General features: G+C 65.6%; 17 protein-coding genes and 1 pseudogene. 7 read left to right on the top strand and 11 right to left on the bottom strand.

All coding sequences use genetic code 11. From position 1 onward, the window contains the following. Nucleotides 1–3: 3 nt before the first annotated feature. Entirely contained in the window at nucleotides 4–1,869 is a 1,866-nt protein-coding gene (locus tag AWC27_RS01385) for a PPE family protein (protein ID WP_139836685.1), read from the top strand. Between the two features lie 17 nt (nucleotides 1,870–1,886). Here the strand turns inward: AWC27_RS01385 and AWC27_RS01380 are convergent, their stop codons facing one another. The 6 genes from AWC27_RS01380 to AWC27_RS01355 form a co-directional block, all read right to left on the bottom strand. After that, complete coding sequence (locus tag AWC27_RS01380) at nucleotides 1,887–2,993, bottom strand: hypothetical protein (RefSeq protein ID WP_085668728.1); 1,107 nt, start codon at nucleotides 2,991–2,993, stop codon at nucleotides 1,887–1,889. A gap of 18 nt (nucleotides 2,994–3,011) precedes the next feature. Continuing rightward, the gene (locus tag AWC27_RS01375) at nucleotides 3,012–3,686 is read right to left on the bottom strand and encodes a haloacid dehalogenase type II (protein ID WP_085668726.1); all 675 of its coding nucleotides are present in this window, start codon (nucleotides 3,684–3,686) and stop codon (nucleotides 3,012–3,014) included. 51 nt (nucleotides 3,687–3,737) lie between these two features. Next, nucleotides 3,738–4,796 carry a zinc-binding alcohol dehydrogenase family protein gene (locus AWC27_RS01370; RefSeq protein ID WP_085668724.1) on the bottom strand — a complete coding sequence of 353 codons (1,059 nt, stop codon included), beginning with the start codon at nucleotides 4,794–4,796 and terminating at the stop codon, nucleotides 3,738–3,740. A 72-nt stretch (nucleotides 4,797–4,868) separates the two neighbouring features. Next, the gene (locus AWC27_RS01365; protein ID WP_085668723.1) at nucleotides 4,869–5,504 is read right to left on the bottom strand and encodes a TetR/AcrR family transcriptional regulator; all 636 of its coding nucleotides are present in this window, start codon (nucleotides 5,502–5,504) and stop codon (nucleotides 4,869–4,871) included. Further along, nucleotides 5,505–6,194, bottom strand: a complete 690-nt coding sequence (locus tag AWC27_RS01360) for a TetR/AcrR family transcriptional regulator (protein ID WP_085668721.1) — start codon at nucleotides 6,192–6,194, stop codon at nucleotides 5,505–5,507. 77 nt (nucleotides 6,195–6,271) lie between these two features. After that, nucleotides 6,272–7,138 (bottom strand): alpha/beta fold hydrolase, encoded by an 867-nt coding sequence (locus AWC27_RS01355; protein ID WP_085668719.1) that lies wholly within the window; start codon nucleotides 7,136–7,138, stop codon nucleotides 6,272–6,274. A gap of 125 nt (nucleotides 7,139–7,263) precedes the next feature. Between AWC27_RS01355 and AWC27_RS01350 the strand changes: the two genes are divergently transcribed. After that, entirely contained in the window at nucleotides 7,264–8,940 is a 1,677-nt protein-coding gene (locus AWC27_RS01350) for an MOSC and FAD-binding oxidoreductase domain-containing protein (RefSeq protein ID WP_085668717.1), read from the top strand. 213 nt (nucleotides 8,941–9,153) lie between these two features. Continuing rightward, nucleotides 9,154–9,258 (top strand): annotated as a pseudogene (locus AWC27_RS33085) (hypothetical protein); the annotation flags it as partial. A gap of 96 nt (nucleotides 9,259–9,354) precedes the next feature. Here AWC27_RS33085 and AWC27_RS01340 read toward each other — a convergent pair. From AWC27_RS01340 to AWC27_RS01330, 3 genes are read right to left on the bottom strand one after another with little or no spacing between them, the layout of a single operon-like run. Beyond that, a complete protein-coding gene (locus tag AWC27_RS01340; protein ID WP_308207085.1) occupies nucleotides 9,355–10,092 on the bottom strand; it encodes an SDR family NAD(P)-dependent oxidoreductase in 738 nt (245 codons plus the stop codon). A gap of 3 nt (nucleotides 10,093–10,095) precedes the next feature. Then, on the bottom strand, nucleotides 10,096–10,899 hold the full coding sequence (locus tag AWC27_RS01335; RefSeq protein ID WP_085668713.1) for a family 1 encapsulin nanocompartment shell protein: 804 nt from the start codon (nucleotides 10,897–10,899) through the stop codon (nucleotides 10,096–10,098). Further along, nucleotides 10,896–11,921 (bottom strand): Dyp-type peroxidase, encoded by a 1,026-nt coding sequence (locus AWC27_RS01330; RefSeq protein WP_169726685.1) that lies wholly within the window; start codon nucleotides 11,919–11,921, stop codon nucleotides 10,896–10,898. Before AWC27_RS01330 ends, AWC27_RS01335 begins: the two co-directional genes overlap by 4 nt. Before the next feature lie 42 nt (nucleotides 11,922–11,963). Here AWC27_RS01330 and AWC27_RS01325 point away from each other — a divergent pair, with 42 nt between their 5' ends. Beyond that, the gene (locus AWC27_RS01325) at nucleotides 11,964–13,232 is read left to right on the top strand and encodes a M18 family aminopeptidase (protein WP_085668710.1); all 1,269 of its coding nucleotides are present in this window, start codon (nucleotides 11,964–11,966) and stop codon (nucleotides 13,230–13,232) included. 14 nt (nucleotides 13,233–13,246) lie between these two features. Further along, nucleotides 13,247–13,594 carry a VOC family protein gene (locus tag AWC27_RS01320; RefSeq protein ID WP_085668708.1) on the top strand — a complete coding sequence of 116 codons (348 nt, stop codon included), beginning with the start codon at nucleotides 13,247–13,249 and terminating at the stop codon, nucleotides 13,592–13,594. Here the strand turns inward: AWC27_RS01320 and AWC27_RS01315 are convergent. Continuing rightward, a complete protein-coding gene (locus AWC27_RS01315; RefSeq protein ID WP_085668706.1) occupies nucleotides 13,588–14,232 on the bottom strand; it encodes an acetyl-/succinyl-CoA transferase in 645 nt (214 codons plus the stop codon). The two genes, AWC27_RS01320 and AWC27_RS01315, sit on opposite strands and share 7 nt — an antisense overlap. 82 nt (nucleotides 14,233–14,314) lie before the next feature. Continuing rightward, nucleotides 14,315–15,919, bottom strand: coding sequence for a PE family protein (locus AWC27_RS01310; protein WP_085668704.1), 1,605 nt, complete (start codon nucleotides 15,917–15,919; stop codon nucleotides 14,315–14,317). Between the two features lie 152 nt (nucleotides 15,920–16,071). On the opposite strand from AWC27_RS01310, the gene purL reads away from it, so the two are divergent. Both purL and AWC27_RS01300 read left to right on the top strand, forming a co-directional pair. After that, nucleotides 16,072–18,348, top strand: a complete 2,277-nt coding sequence (purL, locus tag AWC27_RS01305; protein ID WP_139836701.1) for a phosphoribosylformylglycinamidine synthase subunit PurL — start codon at nucleotides 16,072–16,074, stop codon at nucleotides 18,346–18,348. Beyond that, complete coding sequence (locus AWC27_RS01300; protein ID WP_139836700.1) at nucleotides 18,345–18,938, top strand: Rv0804 family intramembrane glutamic endopeptidase; 594 nt, start codon at nucleotides 18,345–18,347, stop codon at nucleotides 18,936–18,938. The genes purL and AWC27_RS01300 overlap by 4 nt, the downstream gene beginning before the upstream one ends. Nucleotides 18,939–18,958 lie beyond the last annotated feature (20 nt).

Here is an 18,958-nt window from a genome sequence, read left to right as displayed (position 1 = left end):
GTGATGCTGGCGAATTTCGCGGTGTTGCCGCCGGAGATCAATTCGGCGCTGATGTTCACCGGTGCGGGTTCGGGACCTTTGTTGGAAGCCGCGGTGGCCTGGGAGGGGTTGTCTGCCGAGCTGGGGTCGGCGGCGTCCTCGTTCAATGCGGTGACTTCCGGGTTGGCGGGTCAGGCGTGGCAAGGTCCGGCATCGGAGGCCATGGCGGCGGTTGCCGGGCCCTATGCGAGTTGGCTGGATGCGGCGGCAGGGCGGGCCGCGGGCGCCGCCGGGCAGGCCAGGGCCGTCGCCGGCGTGTTCGAGGCGGCACAGACGGCGATGGTGCAACCGATAGCGGTGGCGGTCAACCGCTCTCAGATCGTGTCGCTGGTGTTGTCGAACCTATTCGGCCAGAACGCCCCGGCGATCGCCGCAGCCGAAAGCATCTACGAGGAGATGTGGGCCCAGGACGTGACCGCAATGGTCGGTTACCACTCGGGCGCATCTGCGGCGGCCGCGCAGCTGACGTCGTGGCAGCAGTCGCTGCAGAACCTGTTCGGCCTCTCCGGGAACCTCGGTATCGGCAACAAGGGCAACGGCAACGTCGGCAGCGGCAATACCGGCAATCAGAATGCCGGCGACGGCAACCTCGGCAATACCAATGTTGGCAGCGGAAACACCGGCAGTTCCAACGTGGGCAGCGGAAACCTCGGCAATTCCAACATCGGCAGCGGCAACACCGGCGACTCGAACGTCGGCGGCGGCAATCACGGCACCGGCAACGTGGGCGGCGGCAATAGCGGCAACCAGAACGTCGGCTTCGGAAACGAAGGAAAAGCGAATTTCGGCGGCGGTAACAAGGGCGATGGCAACATCGGCTTCGGAAACGTCGGCCCGACGGAAACCCCCGGCCAGTCCAACATCGGTAGCGGAAACATCGGCAATTTCAACCGCGGCAACGCCAACATCGGCGACTCCAACTGGGGCTTCGCCAACGTGGGCAATGGCAACATCGGCTTCGCCAACACCGGCACCGGAAACATCGGCTTTGGGCTCACCGGCGACCACCAAATCGGCATCGGCGGCCTGAACAGCGGCAGCGGCAACATCGGATTCGGCAACTCGGGCACCGGGAACATCGGCTTCTTCAACTCCGGTACCGGCAACGTCGGCATCTTCAATTCCGGCTTCGAGAACGTGGGCTATGGAAACGCCGGTACCAACAACACCGGTTCATGGAACCCCGGTGGCACCAACACCGGCTTCTGGAACACCGGCTTGGAGGCCACCGGCGTCGGAAACACCGCCGGCGAAGTGACGGGCGCATTCAACTCCGGCCGCTACACAACCGGATTCTTCAACTCCGGCCAGGAAGTGACCGGAATGTTCAACTCGGGCAAGACCGCCACCGGCTTCTTCAACTCCGGCCACGCCAACACCGGGTGGGCCAATGCCGGCGAACTGAACACCGGGTGGGGGAATTCGGGCAACGTCAACACCGGCGGCTTCAGCTCGGGCAACCTCAACACCGGATTCGGGTACGTGTCCGACGGCACAGGACCCAGCTCCGGGTTCGGAAACACCGGCACCGGCACATCGGGCTTCTTCAACGCCGGCAACGGTGCCTCGGGATTCACGAATGCCGGCGATGACACGTCGGGAGCGCGCAATCAGGCTCCCACTGCATCGGGCCTCAATAACTCCGGCTTCGGCGGGTCGGGAGTCTCGAACTCCAGCGATCGGGGATCGGGCTTCTTCAACAGCGTGAACGACGGCGCGGGCTTCCAGCAATCGGGGTTCTTCAACACCGGCATACGTAACTCGGGCGTCGGCAATGTGAGTGTCTTCCCCGGCACCGACAGCGGACATTCCGGTTTCTTCCACCGCTGAGTTGCACAGCCGATAGCTCAGTGGTTATTGATCAGCATCGCTGAGTACTTACGCAGGTCCGCGTCGGGCACCAGGGTGAACCCGCCGTAATCCTGATAGAGCTCGATGCTGGTTGCGCCGTTGGAGAGGCCGTAGCCGATGACGCCGCCGAGGTCGGGCGGTGACGCCGGGCCGGTCTGGAATTCCACCTCCGCGCCGCTGCGCTTCATCGCCGCGTAGATGGTCTGCAGGTCCTTGTCCACCTTCGCCGGTACGTCGAGATCGTGGTTGTCGAAGACGCAGCGCTCGCCGGCACGCTTGCGGCAGTCGTCCATCCACGACAGCGTGAAGTTCACATCGTGCACCGGCTTACCGCTGTCGGTGTCCTTGAAGGGGTTGAGCGGTGTCTCGAAACGCGTTGTCTTCCAAGGGGCGTAGTCGTCGACGATGTTGTTGAGACAGGCCTTGTAGTTGGCGTCGGTCATCCCGGCTTTGCGCAGCGGATCGAGCGCGCCGGGATGGGTGTCGATGGAGAACGGTTCGGCGGTGAACATCATGCAGGAGGTGACCGCGACCTCGTGGACCAGCGGATCGCCGTCGTACTTGGCGGCGAGCAACTCCTGCAGGTGCGCCCATGCCTTGTGGTAGGCATCGCTCCAGACATGGCCCAGGTTGCGGTCCTTGGACTTGCCCTGGCCGTTGGTGTGCACCACGGGGACCTTGCCGCCGCTGGCCTCCATCACCCAGTCGGGTGCCCAGAAGCCGCCCCACACCCGGATCTTCACGGCGAGCGGCGTTTTCGGATTGTCCTGGTTGTATTTCCGGACGGCTTCCAAACCCTGGTCGATCTCGTTGTTGTCGGCGAGACCGGACGTGGCCGTCGGCACCAGCGAGCGCCACGATGCCAGGATGACGATGCCCTGTAGTAGTCCGCTCTTGCGGCGCACCGTGTCGAGGGAGTTGTCGGGCTCGCCGAGGACCGGCGCAAACTTGTAGGCGCCCATGGAGATGAGTCCCCGTAGCGGCTCCTTGACCGCGCTGTCGGTCAGCCGGACCGGGTATCTCTGCTCAGGCAAGCCCGCCGGGGCGGCGAACGCGAGCAGCGTCGTGACCAGGGCCAGCAGGATGGAACAATTGCTCCGCACTCCGAGAGAGTAGCAGTTCTACCGCAGCTGGCTGCCCAGTTTCCCGGCAAGCTCGCGTAGGTCGCGGACAACCAGGGTGGGCTGATCGCAAACGGGTAGCGGCCGGTTGCCGGGACGGGTGATCAGCGCCGAGCTGAAACCGACCCGTTGCGCCCCGAGCAGATCCCATACGTGCGCGGCCACCATCATGCAATCGCCGGGCGCCACGTCCATGACTTGGCACACATGCCGATATACGGCCGGCGCGGGCTTGAATGCCCGGCACGAATCGACGCTCAGCTGGTGCTCGAAAAATTCTGCCAGCCCGGCGTTCTCGAGCGGGCTGGCGCCCTCGCCGGGTGGCGAATTGGTCAGCGTGACCAGTCGAAATCCGTTGGCGCGCAACTCCGTCAGCCCCGCAGCCGCGTCGGGATGGGCGGGCATCGTCCGCATCGCCGACTTGAGTCGAGCCGCGTCATTCGCGGTGACGTCCACCCCATGGATATCGGCCACCATGCTCAAGACACCTTGTCCGAGCGTGGAGAAGTCCACGTACTCGCCGGTGAGCGTTGCCGTCATCGAGTACGTGATGAGCTGACCGAACCATTCGCGCAACACCCGCTGCGAGCCGAATAACTCCGCGAAAAGCGGTGCAATGGAATCGATGTCGAGCAGTGTCTCGTTCACGTCAAACACCAGTACAGGCGGTGGCACGAATAGGCCTCGGCTTTCAATCGTTGCGCGCAGGTCCCATCCACCGGGACTTCATTCGACGACGACGACCATTTTGCCACCGGCTTCTCCGGCTTCCATCACGCTGTGCGCTTCATGGATCTGGTCGAAAGCGAAGACACGCGACGGCCGTGCATCGAGCCTGCCGTCCGCGACCTGGTTGGCGATCTCGGCCAGCGGCACGTCGGACAGTGGAAACCCCGGGGTGCCGAACACGAAACTGCCGAAGAACGTCAGGTTCACACCACTTGCCATGCGTAGCAACGGATTGAAATCCGGTATAGGCGCCAAGCCGCCAAGCCACCCGGCCAAGCATGCGGTGCCGCCGCGGCGCAGCATGTCGAGGGAGTCCAGGATGGTGCTGTTGCCGACGAGGTCGAGTACGGCGTCAACTTGCTTGGCGCCTTGGGCTTCCGGTAGGTGGCCGGCCAAGTCGATTCTTTCCGCCTCCACGCGCGCCGCGCCGAGCTCTTCGAGCATCGAAAACCGTTTGGGATTACGTGCGGTGGCGATGACGTTCGCACCGGCCGCGACCGCCAACTTGAGTGCGGCCTGGCCGAAGGAAGACGTCGCGCCACGAATCACCAGTGTCTGTCCGGCTTGCAGATCGAGGTTGCGGAACAGGCATGTCCATGCGACAGCATAGGTTTCGGGCAGTGCTGCCAGCTGTGACCACGGCAGGTCGGACTCGATGAGCGCGACGTTCGCGGCGCGCACGCGGGTGTACTCGGCATAGCTGCCATTGATCGTTCGTCCTAGACCGCCCATGAGTGCGGCCACCTTGGCGCCGACGGGGAACTCTGAACCGGGACAGGAATCGACGACGCCTACGCACTCGATGCCGCTGACTTCGGCCGCTTCCGCCCATTCGCCACGGCGCATGTGCAATTCCGCGTGGTTGATCCCGAAAGCCTTGATGTTGATGACGACTTCGCCGTCCTTCGGCAACGGTTTTGGGATCTCGGTGTAGACCAGGCTGTCGAGGCCGCCGAATTTTTCCAGCACGATCGCCCGCATGGTTTCGCCCCGGTGGGTTTCCCGGAGTACTGCTGGCGCGCTGGGCAAAGTGGACGGCTGCGCAACTGTGCTCATAGCAATGGCTTCCGCAATGAATGGGTTAGATGTCCCATTATTATGGGCCCTGTGACCCAAACATGTCCAGGGTCAAGAACGCTTGTGCTTCGTGCATTGCGGCGCGAAGGAGCGCACATAGGCGACTGCTGCGTCCAGAGCCGCGCGCAGTGGTTCGGGGTCGCCAGTGGCATGGGTGAGCATGGCGCCGCCTTGGTGCGCGACGACCAGCGATACCGCCAGGTGCCTGGGATCGGCGTCGGGGTGCAATTCGCCCCGACGGCGCATCGCGGCGAGTCCACCGCGAAAAAGCTCGATCCACTGGTCGTATCCCGCGGAGAGATCGGCGTGGATTTCGTCGTCCTCGTCGATCAGTTCGCCGGCCAGCGAACCGTAGACGCAACCCCCTCGGCGATATACGGATTCGATGTCGGCAACGCAGGCCGCGGCCCACTCCTGCAGCGCTTCAATGCTGTCGAGTTCGCCCAGCCGTGCCTGCGTATGAAACGCCACCACGTCAGCACGGCGGGATGCGATTACTTGGCGGATCAGATCGCGTTTGTCGCCGAAGTAGTGCGAGATTTGCGATCCGCTGACCCCGGCGGCGGTCCGCACTTCGTCAATGCTGGCGTTGGCAACGCCGCGCTCGAACACCAGCGCGGCGGCGGCGCCGATAATGCGTGCCCGGGTCGCCAGACCTTTGCGGGTGAGCTGGGAATCCCTGGACACTCAGGAGGCTCTCGTTCGTGGGCGCCTGGGACGCAGGCGGCGGCGCGGGAGTCGTTCGGCGGGATCGGCGGCGAACGTGCGCAGGTAGTTGACGGCGAAGCGAATGGCCTCTGCGAGCGGCCATTCGGCTCGGTAGGTGTAGGCCAGCGTGGCGCCGCCCTGGTGCGCGCACACGATCACCATCGCAATTCGGCGAGGATCGGCGTCCGCGACGAGGCTGCCGTTTTCCACCATTTGCCGAATTGCCGCTTCCAGCAACGCTATCCACTGCCAGTAGCCGGTGGCCACCGCTTCTCGCGTCGCGTCGTCGGACTTTGCCAGCTGCGCGGCCAGCGCATGGTAAGTGGGCGTACCGGTGTTGCCGACGCGCCGCAGGTAGCGCATGTTGAGATCGACCCAACGTTCGAAGTCGTCGAACGAATTCAAGCCACCCAGCTGCGGCTGCTGGTGAAAGTCCAGCACCACGCCGATCTGGCGGGCGACGACCGCCCGGATCAACGCGCTCTTAGCGGTGAAATAGTGGGCGAGTTGCGAGCCGCTCACCGACGCGGCCTGTCGCACACGATCCATATTCAACGCGCGCAACCCATGGCTGACGATCAATTCGGCGGCGGCCAGCACGATCCGATCGCGGGTGGCGCGCCCCTTAGGGGTCAACCGCTTCGCGGTGGGATCGTCAGGCTGAGCCATCGAGACAGGCTAACCCGTCGGTGGTGTTGATTATGGGATATCCAGCCCATTTGCCGTCACCCGGCTCGGGCTTTGCTTCAGGCGGGCACGTGGATCTTCGCCAGGAAGCCGCGAATGAGTTCGGTAACTCTCGGCAAGGCGGATTCCAGCAGGAAATGTCCGCCGTCCAGAAGGTGGATCTCGGCACGCGGGAGGTCGTCGGCGAACGCTTGCGCACCGGCCGGGCCGAATATCTCGTCTCCGCGGCCCCACACCGCCAGCAGCGGGACGCCGCTGTCGCGGAAATACTCATGCAGGCGCGGATACAGCGGCGCATTCGTCGCGTAGTCGCGAAAAAGCTTCAGCTGTACCCGGTCATTTCCGGGGCGCGAGATCAATGCGTAATCGTGATACCAGGATTCGGGATCGACCAGTGTCTCGTCGGCAACGCCGGTTAGATATTGCCAGCGGGTGGCGTCCAGGGTGAGGAACTGCCGAACCGCGGTTTCGTCGTCCGGGTTTTCTTGATACGCCCGTACGTTCTTCCAGAAGTCCTCGACGAATCCGGCGTCGTAACCGTTGCCGTTCTGAGTGATGATCGCCGTGACGGCGGCCGGATCCCGCAGCGCCAATCGCCATCCGATCGGAGCGCCGTAGTCCTGGACGTACATTGCGTACCTGTCGATGCCGAGTTCGCGCAGCAAGCCGGCGGTCAATTCGGCGAGAGCGTCGAATGTGTAATCGAACTCCTCGACGGGCGGTGCGTCGGAGAGGCCGAACCCCAAATGATCCGGTGCGATCACGTGGTAGCGGTCCGCCAGCGCCGGAATCAGCTGCCGGAACATGTAGGAGCTGGTGGGGAATCCGTGCAGCAGCACGATTGCGGGCGCATCGGGATTGCCGGCTTCGCGGAAGAACAGCCGACGACCGTCGATGGTTGCGTAGCGATGATGGACAGCCGGCATGGGACAACCTCCGCGTTTTCTGGGTTATATAACCCATTATGCATCCGGCAGCTGTTGACCGCCAGGCCTAGGGCACATATTCTGGGTCAGCTCCCCCATTTTTTCGGCGCGGTGAGGAGGCGTAACTGGGCACGCTCGTTTCGGTCAACGTCGGCATGCCCAAGGATGTGCAATGGCAGGGCAGAACCATCCACACCGGGATATGGAAAATGCCGGTCGATGGTCCGGTGATGGTGCGCCGCAACAACATTGATGGCGACGGCCAGGGCGATCTCGCCGGCCATGGCGGTGAGCAGCGCGCGGTCATGGTGTATCAGCTGGAGTCCTACGACTTCTGGCGGGATTTTTTGCACCGCGACGACTTAGAGCCCGGGCAGTTCGGGGAGAACTTCACCGTCGCGGGTCTCGGCGACGACGAAGTCTGCATCGGGGACCGCTACCGCATTGGCAACGCCGAATTCGAAGTCACCCAGCCGCGCGTCACCTGCTTTCGGGTCGGCATGCGCCTCGACGAACCTGACATGCCCAATCTGCTTGTCGCGCAGCATCGTCCGGGCTTCTACTTCCGCGTCATCGCCGAGGGGGAGGTCTGCGCCGGCGACGAGATCGTGCGCACCCGCCGCGGCCAGCACGAACTCAGTGTGGCCGACGTCGACGCATTGCTGTATCTGCCCAACCGCAATGCCGAACAATTGCGCAAGATCGTCGATGTTGCGGCGTTGAGCCCGGGGTGGCGACAATCGTTCACCGAAATGCTGACGGCGGTGCCGTCGGGTCGAGCCTTGCCCGCCTGGAACGGATTTCGCCCGTTGCGGGTCAGGGCAACGCGGCGGGAGAGCGCGAGTGTGTTGTCGATCTGGCTTGCGGCCGACGCCAATGGGTCGCTACCGGGTCAGTATCTGACCGTGCGTATTCCGGACGTCGGCACCCCCGCCCCGATGCGCAGCTACTCCCTCTCGGGTGATCCAGGCTGGGGTGACTACCGCATCAGCGTCAAACGCGAAGAACACGGATTGGTAAGCCGTTGGCTTCATGAGCACATCGGACCGGGCTCGGTGGTCGAGGCCGCGGCGCCACGCGGCGACTTCTATCTGGTGGACGGGGCTAGTCCGGTTGTGCTGATTTCTGCGGGAATCGGGATCACGCCGGTGTTGGCGATGCTGCATGCGTTGGCGGCGGCGGGTAGTAGTCGCCGGATTTGGTGGGTGCACGTCACGCGCGACCGCGAGAGTCAGGTTTTTGCAACCGAAGTCGAGGATCTGGCCGTGTCGTTGCCGCAGGCGGTGCTGCGGATCTTCTATACGCAAGCGGAAGGTCGCCTGACGCTGGAATCACTCGCCGAACTAGGTCTGCCGCTGGACGCCACGGTGTATCTCTGCGGCCCAGCACAATTCATGTCTGACATGTGCGGCCATCTCACGACTATCGGGCTTGCGGCCGGTGCCATCCACAGCGAACTGTTCGGAGCCCTGCCGGCCATCAATCCGGGTATGGTCAACACCGGTGTGTGCACGCCGCCGCACCTACCCGTAGGCGAGCCCGGCGCAGGACCGTCAATTACCTTCGCGCGCAGCGGTCTTACCGTCAATTGGTCACCGGCTTACCACAGCATTCTCGAGCTTGCTGAAGCCTGCGACGTGCCCACCCGGTTCTCTTGCCGCAGCGGGGTTTGCCATGTGTGTGTCACCGGAGTCGTGGCGGGAGCGACACGCTATGTTCACGCGCCGCTGGAGGAGCCGGGTGCCGGCGAGGTGCTCATCTGTTCGGCGGCGCCGGAAAGCGATGTCGTGCTAGACCTCTAGCTGGCTGCCTCAACACGGCCGGATTCTTGTCGGTACCCACCCATAGCATTCAGGCATGGGTTCGAGCACGCGTGAAGAGATCGTGGAGGTCTTCGACGCGCTCGACGATGACCTGGATCGCTTGTGCGGATTGACGTTTGACGTGCTGACCACGCCGCAGCGGTTGCGGGCGCTGGAACGCCTGGAACGCGTGGCGCGGCGGCTGCGGGTACCCGGTCCGACGTCATCCGCCTGGGTCGTCACGCCAACCATTACTTGGCCATCTTCGAAAACGGCGAAGCCGTCGCGCTTTACCACACCAAACGCCTAGCCGATCCCACCGCTCCATCTTGACCACGGCCTACCCCGAACGAATACCTTCCATCATCCAGAGAAACTGCTCTGCGACGCGATGACGATGACGACACAGCCTAACTACGGGGCAAAGGAGCTTTCGCCACCGGTTACGTTCAGGATGGCACCGTTGACGTAGCTGGCATCCTCCGAAGCGAGAAAGACTACGGCGCTCGCGATTTCGCTCGCATCTGCTGCCCGGCGCAAGGCGGTGATCTTCGCCAACTCTTCGAGAAGGCCCGGTGTGGCTTCGGTTCCGGGTGTGTCGGTAGGTCCCGCGGCCACCGCATTCACCCGAACGCCGGACGCGCCGAACTCGTCTGCCCAGACCCGGGTCAACAGTTCCAGGCCCGCCTTGGTAGCACCGTATATGCCGCCCTTGTGTTTTGGCGTCGAGGCGGCGATAGTGCTCAGGCTGACAATCGCACCCTGCCCTCGCTCGACCATTCCCGGTGCCAATTCTTGAACCAGGATGTACGGGGCGCGCATGTTGACGTTCACATGCTCGTCGAACACGGCGTCGTCGGTCTCCAGCGTCCCGCCGAACTTGAAGATGCCGGCGTTGTTGATCAAGACGTCCACCCGCCCCGCCGCTGTGGCCAGCCGTCGAACGTCGTCGGGCTGGTTGAGATCGGCCGCGACGAAACGCGCTTTGCCGCCGGCCGTTTCGATCTCGCGCACCACCTCGCCGCCGCGCTCGGCGCTGCGTCCGTGTACCACCACGTCGGCACCCCGCGCGGCGAGTTGCAACGCAATCGCGCGCCCGATTCCGGATGTGGCGCCGGTGACCAGCGCGACAGAACCAGCCAGTCGCACCACCAGTTACTCCGCCGGACCCAGCGCGACCGACGCCTCGGCCGTGTAGCACAGGAACGTCAGGGTTTCCTGCAGATACAGTTGCACGGTCTCGGCGTCATGGCTGAGGTAGCCGATTGAGACGTCGGTGCCCAGCTGCAGATCGAAATCACCGCCGCGAGTGGTCAATACGAATGCGCCGTCGATGGCCGGCGCCCAGATGATCTCCCCGTCGACAAGCCGGTTCAGATGCTCGCGGATCGGATACCCGTGCTCGGTGGTCTCGCTGACCTTGGTGTATACATCGGCAGACAGCAGTACCGAATACGGACCGTCGACACCGGCGAGCCGCAGCAGGGACAGCGCCTGGCTGATCACGTCGGGGATGTCGCGCGGGTCGTCGGGCAACGTCAGCGTCGGGTTGGAGCTGGCGCGCCGGATACCCTCGATCGACGCTGGGCCGTAACCCTCGAAGATCCCGCGATCCTCGACGAAGGCCAGTTTCTTGGCGGCCTTCTTGACAGGTTCCCAATCCGAGTCGTTCGAGCCGCGCTCGACATCGTCGATCTCGTTGCGCGACAGGGTGAATGGAACGCGGAGCCGGATCAGGGGTCTACTGTCGCGCAGGTGGGCGATGACGCCGTCGGTGGGCGCCTCCACGTCGATCAGCCGTCCGGTGCTGACGGCGGCGGTGATCGGCCCACCGGGTTCGCTGACGTCGACCACCCGGCGCCCAGCGATGTGACGCTTGAAGGTACGCGATGCTTCCAATTCGATTTCGGCCCAAGCCGCTTCAGTGACCGGTGCCAGATCGCGGTACAGATTGTTCATCGGGAGGTTCCTTTCAGGCTGCCGATCGAAAGTGATCCGTCGTCAGATGCAGGCGTAACGGCAATAGTGGTCACCTGCGGGCCAGGAAGTGGCGGCGGATCGTCGAGGAAGTCGACGGTGGGCGAGAAGAACATGCCACCGGTGATCGCGGTGGAGAAGTCCAGGATGCGGTCGGTGTTACCGGGCGGATCGCCCAGGAACATATTGCGCAGCATCTGTTCGGTGACCTCGGGTGTGCGCGAATAGCCGATGAAATACGTTCCGTACTCGCCCTTGCCGACCTCGCCGAACGGCATGTTGTGCCGCACGATTTTCAGTTCGTTGCCGTCATCGTCGGTGATGACGTTAAGTGCGATGTGAGAGTTCGCCGGCTTCTTGTCGTCGCCGAGTTCGATGTCTTCCAGCTTGGTCCGGCCGACCACCAGCTCCTGCTCGGTGACCGAAAGCGAGTCCCAGGACGGCATGTCGTGCACGTATTTCTGCACGTGCACATAGCAGGCGCCGGCGAAGTCCGGATCCTCGTCGCCGACCGCGGTCGCGCTGACGGCGACTGGGCCGTCCGGGTTTTCGGTGCCGTCGACGAAGCCGAGCAGATCCCGGTTGTCGAAGAACCGGAAGCCATGCACCTCGTCGACCACCGTTACCGCGCCGGCCATCGACTTCAGGATGCGGCCGGCCAGCTCGAAGCAGACGTCCAACGTTTCGGCGCGGATGTGGAACAACAGGTCACCCGGTGTGGCCGGCGCGACGTGCCGCGGACCGGCCAGTGGGATGAACGGATGCAGTTCGGCGGGTCGCGGTCCGGCGAACAATCGGTCCCAGGCGTCTGATCCGATCGAAGCGACGACCGATAGGCGTTTGGTCGGGTCACGAAAGCCGATCGCGCGCACCAACCCCGACAGGTCCGGTAGCGCGTCGTGCACGATCGCTTCACCGCCCTCGTCGATGGTGGCCACCAGGAAGATGGCGGCAGGCGTCAACGGCGCGAGAACCGGCTGAGGCTGGACAGCGGGCACAGCCACGACCCTAACGTCTTGACACCGGCGGGTGCTAAACATGGGTGCATGGTGGCCACCGCCCTTGGCCTGGGCGAATTTGTCGACGTATCGCCCTCGCCTTTTCACGTCTGCCTGACGGTGGCCGCGCGGCTGCTCGAGGCCGGATACACCGAACTCAACGAGGCCGACCGCTGGCCGGAAGAGCCGGGCCGCTACTTCACCGTCCGAGCCGGGTCATTGGTCGCCTGGGATTCGGCCGGGCAGTCCGATGGCTCGCCCGGCCCGTTCCGGATCATCGGCGCCCACACCGACAGTCCCAACCTGCGCGTCAAGCAGCATCCCGACCGCACGGTGGCCGGCTGGCAGGTGGTGGCCCTGGAGCCGTACGGCGGCGCCTGGCTGAACTCCTGGCTGGACCGTGACCTGGGGATCAGCGGGCGCCTCTCGGTGCGCGAGGGCGGGGGTGTACGACACCTGCTGGTTCGGATAGACGATCCGATCCTGCGCGTCCCGCAGCTCGCCATCCATCTGGCGGACGACCGCAAGTCCGTCACGCTGGATCCGCAACGACACCTCAACGCGGTATGGGGCGTGGGCCAGCAGGTGGGTTCGTTCCTCGGCTATGTCGCCGAGTGGGCCGGAGTCGCCGAAGCCGACGTCTTGGCCGCCGACCTGATGACCCATGACTTAACCCCGTCGGCGGTGATCGGTGCCGATGCCGGCCTGCTCAGTGCGCCGCGGCTGGACAACCAGGCCAGCTGTTATGCGGGTCTGGAAGCATTACTGGCCGCGCAGCCGCAAAAGTACCTGCCGGTGCTGGTGGTCTTCGACCACGAGGAGGTCGGCTCATCCTCCGCGCATGGCGCCCAATCCAACCTGCTGTCCACGGTGCTGGAACGCATTGTGCTCGCGGCCGGCGGCACCCGGGAGGACTACCTGCGACAGCTGACCGAGTCGCTGCTCGCCTCGGCCGACATGGCGCATGCCACCCACCCCAACTATCCGGAGCGGCACGAACCCAACCATCTGATCGAGGTGAACGCGGGCCCGGTGCTCAAGGTGCACCCGAACCTGCGTTATGCCACCGACGGTCGCACGGCGGCGGCGTTCGCACTGGCTTGCGAGCAGGCCGGGGTGGCGCTGCAGCGCTACGAGCATCGCGCCGACCTGCCCTGCGGCTCGACGATCGGCCCGCTCGCCTCGGCGCGGACCGGCATTCCCACCGTCGATGTCGGCGCTGCGCAGCTTGCCATGCACTCCGCGCGTGAGCTGATGGGCGCTCACGACGTGGCCGCCTACGCGGCGGCGCTGCAGGCGTTCTTGTCACCGGCCTGACCTACGATCCGGCCATGGCACTCAACGTAGAGATGGTGACGTTCGACTCCGGCGACCCGGCGAAGTTGTCCGGGTGGTGGGCCGAGAATTTCGGTGGTACCACGCACGAGCTACTGCCCGGCGAGTTCTTCGCGGTGGCACGGCCCGACGGCCCGCGGCTCGGTTTCCAGAAGGTCGCTGATCCAACGCCCGGGAAGAACCGGGTGCACCTCGATTTCAGCGCCGCTGACGTGGACGGCGAAGTGGCGCGGCTGACCGCGGCCGGTGCCACCGAGGTCGAACGACACCAGGTCGGCGAGAACTTCCGCTGGGTGGTGCTGGCCGACCCCGAAGGCAACGTGTTCTGCGTGGTGGGTCAGTAGTCGAGTCGAAAGAGCGGTCGGCAGCGGTCGAATCCGTCCACCCGCACGTCGACCGAACGGTGCCGTTGCCACTCGTCGCGGCTTAGCCGAAACCGCAGCTGCTCGACCATCACGCCGTCGCGCGCCAATCGGTCCGCGCCGTCGTCCTGGTAGCCGTGGCGCCGCGACACCGCGATAGAGGCCGGGTTGTCGACGAACGACGCTGATGTCGCCACCGCCGCGCCGAGCTCGGTGAACGCGAAATACAGGGCGGCTGCCCGCATTTCGGTTCCATAGCCCTGGCCCTGATAGTTCAGGCCGAGCCACGAGCCGGAATCGACCTGGCGGGTGATGGGGAAGTCCTTCGCTCGCAGCCCCTGTACGCCGATGGCTCTTCCGTCGACGACGACGGCCAGCGGCAGCGCCCAGTCATACCATCGGAAGCCAGCCAATTCCCGCCACAGGTACGACAGCGTGTTGAACGGAAGGTCGGCTTGCGGAGCTCGCGTCCACGGAATGGAGAACGGCATCCGGTCCGGGTCGTGCACGCCACCGAGAATGGTGTCGATCAGCTGGTCGGTCAGCTCCTCGTCGGGCAGCCGCAACTGCAACCGCGGGGTAGTGATCCGCAGGTCGAACAGCGGCCAGTGGCGGGACATCGGATCATTATTCAGGACTACATCGGCTGCCCTATTGAGGTAGTCAGTCCAATTTCGTCGGCTCCCTAGACCAGGTCGTACGCTAGCTTGCCCCGGGCGTGCCGTCGGAGCCGAACTGCTGTCCGCCTTTACCGCCCGTACCACCAGCTCCGCCGAAGATGCCGTCCCCGCCGTTTCCGCCGTTGCCGATCCACTGGGCGCTACCGCCGTTACCCCCGGCCGCCGGCAGCCCCAGACTCGTGCCCGCGTCACCGCCGGCGCCGCCGCCGCCGATCAGCCCGCCGGTGCCGCCGTTGCCGCCGTCACCACCGTTGCTGCCGATGCCGCCGGCTAGGCCAGCCCCGCCCACGCCGCCCGCCCCGCCGTACCCGAATAAGCCGATCGCGTTGCCGCCGTTACCGCCCTTGCCGCCCGGGATTCCAGCTCCACCTGAGCCACCCGCGCCGCCGTTGCCGACGAGGGTGCCGCCGTTACCGCCGGTACCTCCGGCGGAGGAGGTTCCGCCGGCGCCGAATTGCCCGTTGCCGCCGGCACCACCGTCGCCCCATAACGATGCGTTGCCTCCATTGCCGGCAAGCCCTCCGCTGAAGCCCAAGCCGCCATCGCCGCCGTCGCCGGCGTCGCCGAACATCCCGCCGTTGCCTCCCCCACCGCCGTTGCCGCCGTTGCCGTTAATGGTGCCGGCAGACCCACCAATCCCGCCGCCTCCGCCGCTCCCGATCAGGCCACTCGTGCCGCCATGGCCGCCGTCACCGCCATCGCCATTGCTGCCGAAGCCGCCGTTGCCGCCGGCACCGCCGTAACCCACCAGCCCGCTGTTGCCGCCATTACCGCCCGATCCGCCGTTGTCGTCACCGATGCCGCCGTCACCGCCGCCGCCAGCCTGGCCCAACAAGCCGGCGTGGCCGCCGCTGCCGCCGTTTCCTCCGTTGCCGCCATTGGGTCCGCTGATGCCGCCAGTACCTCCGAGGCCACCGTTGCCGTACAGGCCGACGGCATTGCCGCCGGCGCCGCCTTGCCCTCCGTTGGCGCCGACGGCACTCGCTCCAACGCCACCGGGGCCGCCGGCACCTCCGTTGCCGAACAGCCAGCCGCCGGTCCCGCCGGTTCCGCCCGGGTTGCCGGGTGCTGAACTGACCGTGCCCGGCCCGCCGGCCCCGCCGCGCCCACCGTTGCCGATCAACCCGGCCGCTCCACCGTTACCGCCGGGCTGACCCGCGGCGCCGGACCCGCCGTTACCGCCGTTGCCGTACAACAATCCGCCCGCTCCGCCGGGCTGCCCGCTGTTGGGCATCCCGTCGGTGCCGTTGCCGATCAGTGGTCGGCCCAATACCGCCTGGGCGGGCGCATTGACCGCATTGAGCACGTTTTGCGCCGCGACTTGTATCGCCTGCAGCGGAGCTGCGTTGACCGCCTCGGCTGCAGCGTAGGAGCTGGCGCCCACGCCGAGTGCCTGGACAAACTGGTCGTGGAACGCCGTCGCCTGAGCGCTCAACATCTGATACGCCTGCCCGTGCGTATCGAACAACGCCGCGATGGCCGCCGACACCGCATCTGCGCCGGCAGCCATGACACCCGTAGTCGGGATTTCCGCAACGGCGCTGGCGGAGCTGATTGACGCACGAATACCCGCGAGATCTGCGGCCGCTGCCGCCACCAAGTCCGGCGACGCAATCACCAAAGACATTGCTTCTCCCATTGAGTCCGGTCCAGGCACCGTGGGAAAAATTCGGTACCAGCAAATCCTAGGAGTGTTGATCGGCCGTTATGACAGCTTTGGCCGGCAAGTGCAGCAGACATCTTCTCTAGACTGTGTCCGTGACGAGCGCGCCCACGCATGTGACCGACACCGTCGAACATGCCGCCACCACTCCCGACCAGCCGCAACCGTTTCACGAGCTGGGCCTGAAAGATGACGAGTACCAGCGTATTCGCGACATCCTGGGGCGCCGGCCCACCGACACCGAGCTGGCCATGTACTCGGTGATGTGGAGCGAGCACTGCTCGTACAAGTCCTCCAAGGTTCACCTGCGCTACTTCGGCGAGACGACCAGCGACGAGATGCGCGCCGGCATGCTGGCCGGCATCGGCGAGAACGCCGGCGTCGTCGACATCGGTGACGGCTGGGCCGTCACGTTCAAAGTGGAATCGCACAACCACCCGTCCTACGTCGAGCCGTACCAAGGTGCGGCCACCGGCGTCGGCGGCATCGTCCGCGACATCATGGCCATGGGTGCCCGTCCGGTGGCCGTCATGGACCAGTTGCGGTTCGGCGCTGCCGACGCTCCGGATACGCGTCGCGTGGTCGACGGCGTGGTCCGGGGTATCGGCGGCTACGGCAACTCGCTGGGCTTGCCCAACATCGGCGGCGAGACCGTCTTCGACGCGAGCTATGCCGGCAACCCGTTGGTCAATGCGATGTGCGTGGGCGTATTGCGCCAGGAGGACCTGCATTTGGCGTTCGCCTCGGGCGCCGGCAACAAGATCATCCTGTTCGGCGCGCGCACCGGCCTGGACGGCATCGGCGGCGTGTCGGTACTGGCGTCGGACACTTTTGATATTGAAGACGGCGGGGGGCCGGCCCGCAAAAAGCTGCCCTCGGTACAGGTGGGCGACCCGTTCATGGAGAAGGTGCTCATCGAGTGCTGCCTGGAGCTCTACGCCGGCGGCCTGGTGATCGGCATCCAGGATCTGGGTGGTGCCGGGTTGTCCTGCGCCACATCGGAATTGGCTTCGGCGGGTGATGGCGGCATGGCCATCCAGCTGGACACCGTGCCGCTGCGGGCCAAGGACATGACACCGGCCGAGGTGCTGTGCAGCGAGTCGCAGGAACGCATGTGCGCTGTCGTCGCGCCGGAAAACGTGGACGCCTTCCTCGCGGTGTGCCGTAAATGGGAGGTACTGGCCACCGTGATCGGCGAGGTCACCGACGGCGACCGGCTGCAGATCACCTGGCACGGCGAGACCGTCGTCGACGTGCCGCCGCGCACGGTCGCCCACGAGGGCCCGGTGTATCAGCGCCCGGTGGCCCGTCCGGAATCACAGGACGCCCTCAACGCCGATACCTCGGCCGGGTTGCCGCGCCCGAAAACCGGCGACGAGCTGCGCGCGACTTTGCTAGCGCTGCTTGACAGTCCGCACCTGTGCAGCCGCGCGTTCATCACCGATCAGTACGACCGCTACGTGCGTGGCAATACCGTGCTGGCCGAGCATGCCGACGGCGGTGTGTTGCGCATCGACGAGTCCACCGGCCGCGGCATTGCGCTGTCGACCGACGCCTCGGGCCGCTACACCAAGCTCGATCCCTACACCGGTGCCCAGCTCGCGCTGGCCGAGGCCTACCGCAATGTCGCCGCCACCGGCGCCACACCCGTCGCGGTCACCAACTGCCTCAACTTCGGCTCGCCCGAAGACCCGGGGGTCATGTGGCAGTTCTCCCAGGCGGTGCGTGGCCTGGCCGACGGCTGTGCGGCCCTTGGGATTCCGGTAACCGGCGGCAACGTCAGCTTCTACAACCAAACCGGATCTATGGCCATCCTGCCCACGCCGGTGGTCGGAGTGCTTGGCGTCATCGACAATGTGAGCCGACGTCTTCCGACCGGGCTGGGCACCGAGCCGGGTGAAACGCTGATACTGCTGGGGGACACTCGCGACGAGTTCGACGGATCGATCTGGGCGCAGGTGACGGCCGACCATCTGGGTGGGCTGCCGCCCTCGGTCGATCTGGCACGCGAGAAGTTATTGGCCGACGTGCTGACGGCGGCATCGCGCGACGGGCTGGTGTCCGCGGCGCACGACCTGTCCGAAGGCGGCCTGGCCCAGGCGATCGTGGAAGCTGCGCTGGCCGGCGAAACCGGCTGTCGGATAGTACTTCCCGAGGACCACGATCCGTTCGTGCTGCTGTTCTCCGAATCGGCGGGCCGGGTATTGGTCGCCGTGCCGCGCACCGAGGAGAGTCGATTCCGTTCTATGTGCGAGGCGCGTGGCCTGCCCGCGGTCCGTATCGGTGTCGTCGACCAGGCCTCCGACGAGATCGAAGTGCAGGGCCTGTTCACGGTGTCGCTGGCCGAACTGCGTGCGACGTCCGAGGCGGTGCTGCCGCGATTCTTCGGATAAGCCGGCCGAGTGCGCTGAGCCTGGCCGCGGGCCTGGTCGCTTGGAGTTTCGCCAGCCCACGGCTTCCAACCGGGTGGCGGACACCGCTGCAAGCCGCTCTCGGAGCCGCGCTGGTAGTTGCCACCCGGGCGCCGCTGGGACTGAAACCGCCACGGCTGTGGGCGGGGTTGCGGCTGGGGTCAGCGGTCGCGGCGGTGGTGGTGACCGCCATCGCGGCCTCGACGTCGATGTCGCCGGTTCGGCTCGCGATGTCGGCGCGCGAAATGCCGTCGTCGGTACGTGGCTGGCTGGCAGTGCAGATACCGTTGGGCACGGTCTGGGCCGAGGAGACCGCGTTTCGCGGGGCGCTGGCTTCGTCCGGCGGGCAAATGCTGCAAGCCGCCGCGTTCGGCCTCTCCCACATCCCGGACGCGCGCGCGACGGGGCAGCCGCTGCTACCGACGGTCCTGGTCACCGGCATTGCCGGTTGGTTGTTCGGCTGGCTGGCGCGACGTTGCGGCAGCCTGGCCGCACCGATGTTGGTGCACCTGGCCATCAACGAGACCGGCGCGATGGCCGCTTTGGTCATCCAGCGCCGCTATACTCGTTAGCCCGCGTCAAAAATCGACAA

This window comes from Mycobacterium szulgai (genome assembly GCF_002116635.1).
Classification (GTDB): Bacteria; Actinomycetota; Actinomycetes; order Mycobacteriales; family Mycobacteriaceae; genus Mycobacterium; species Mycobacterium szulgai.
Note: the sequence above shows the minus strand (reverse complement) of the source record. Positions and strands in the feature narration are given on the sequence as shown.

Excerpts from the sequence above, each read along its gene's own strand:
- AWC27_RS01325 (WP_085668710.1), top strand. The coding sequence starts at position 11,964 with ATGGTGGCCACCGCCCTTGGCCTGGGCGAATTTGTCGACGTATCGCCC.
- AWC27_RS01385 (WP_139836685.1), top strand. The coding sequence starts at position 4 with ATGCTGGCGAATTTCGCGGTGTTGCCGCCGGAGATCAATTCGGCGCTG.
- AWC27_RS01360 (WP_085668721.1), bottom strand. The coding sequence starts at position 6,194 with ATGGCTCAGCCTGACGATCCCACCGCGAAGCGGTTGACCCCTAAGGGG.
- AWC27_RS01335 (WP_085668713.1), bottom strand. The coding sequence starts at position 10,899 with ATGAACAATCTGTACCGCGATCTGGCACCGGTCACTGAAGCGGCTTGG.
- AWC27_RS01310 (WP_085668704.1), bottom strand. The coding sequence starts at position 15,919 with ATGTCTTTGGTGATTGCGTCGCCGGACTTGGTGGCGGCAGCGGCCGCA.
- AWC27_RS01315 (WP_085668706.1), bottom strand. The coding sequence starts at position 14,232 with ATGTCCCGCCACTGGCCGCTGTTCGACCTGCGGATCACTACCCCGCGG.
- AWC27_RS01370 (WP_085668724.1), bottom strand. The coding sequence starts at position 4,796 with ATGAGCACAGTTGCGCAGCCGTCCACTTTGCCCAGCGCGCCAGCAGTA.
- AWC27_RS01320 (WP_085668708.1), top strand. The coding sequence starts at position 13,247 with ATGGCACTCAACGTAGAGATGGTGACGTTCGACTCCGGCGACCCGGCG.
- AWC27_RS01355 (WP_085668719.1), bottom strand. The coding sequence starts at position 7,138 with ATGCCGGCTGTCCATCATCGCTACGCAACCATCGACGGTCGTCGGCTG.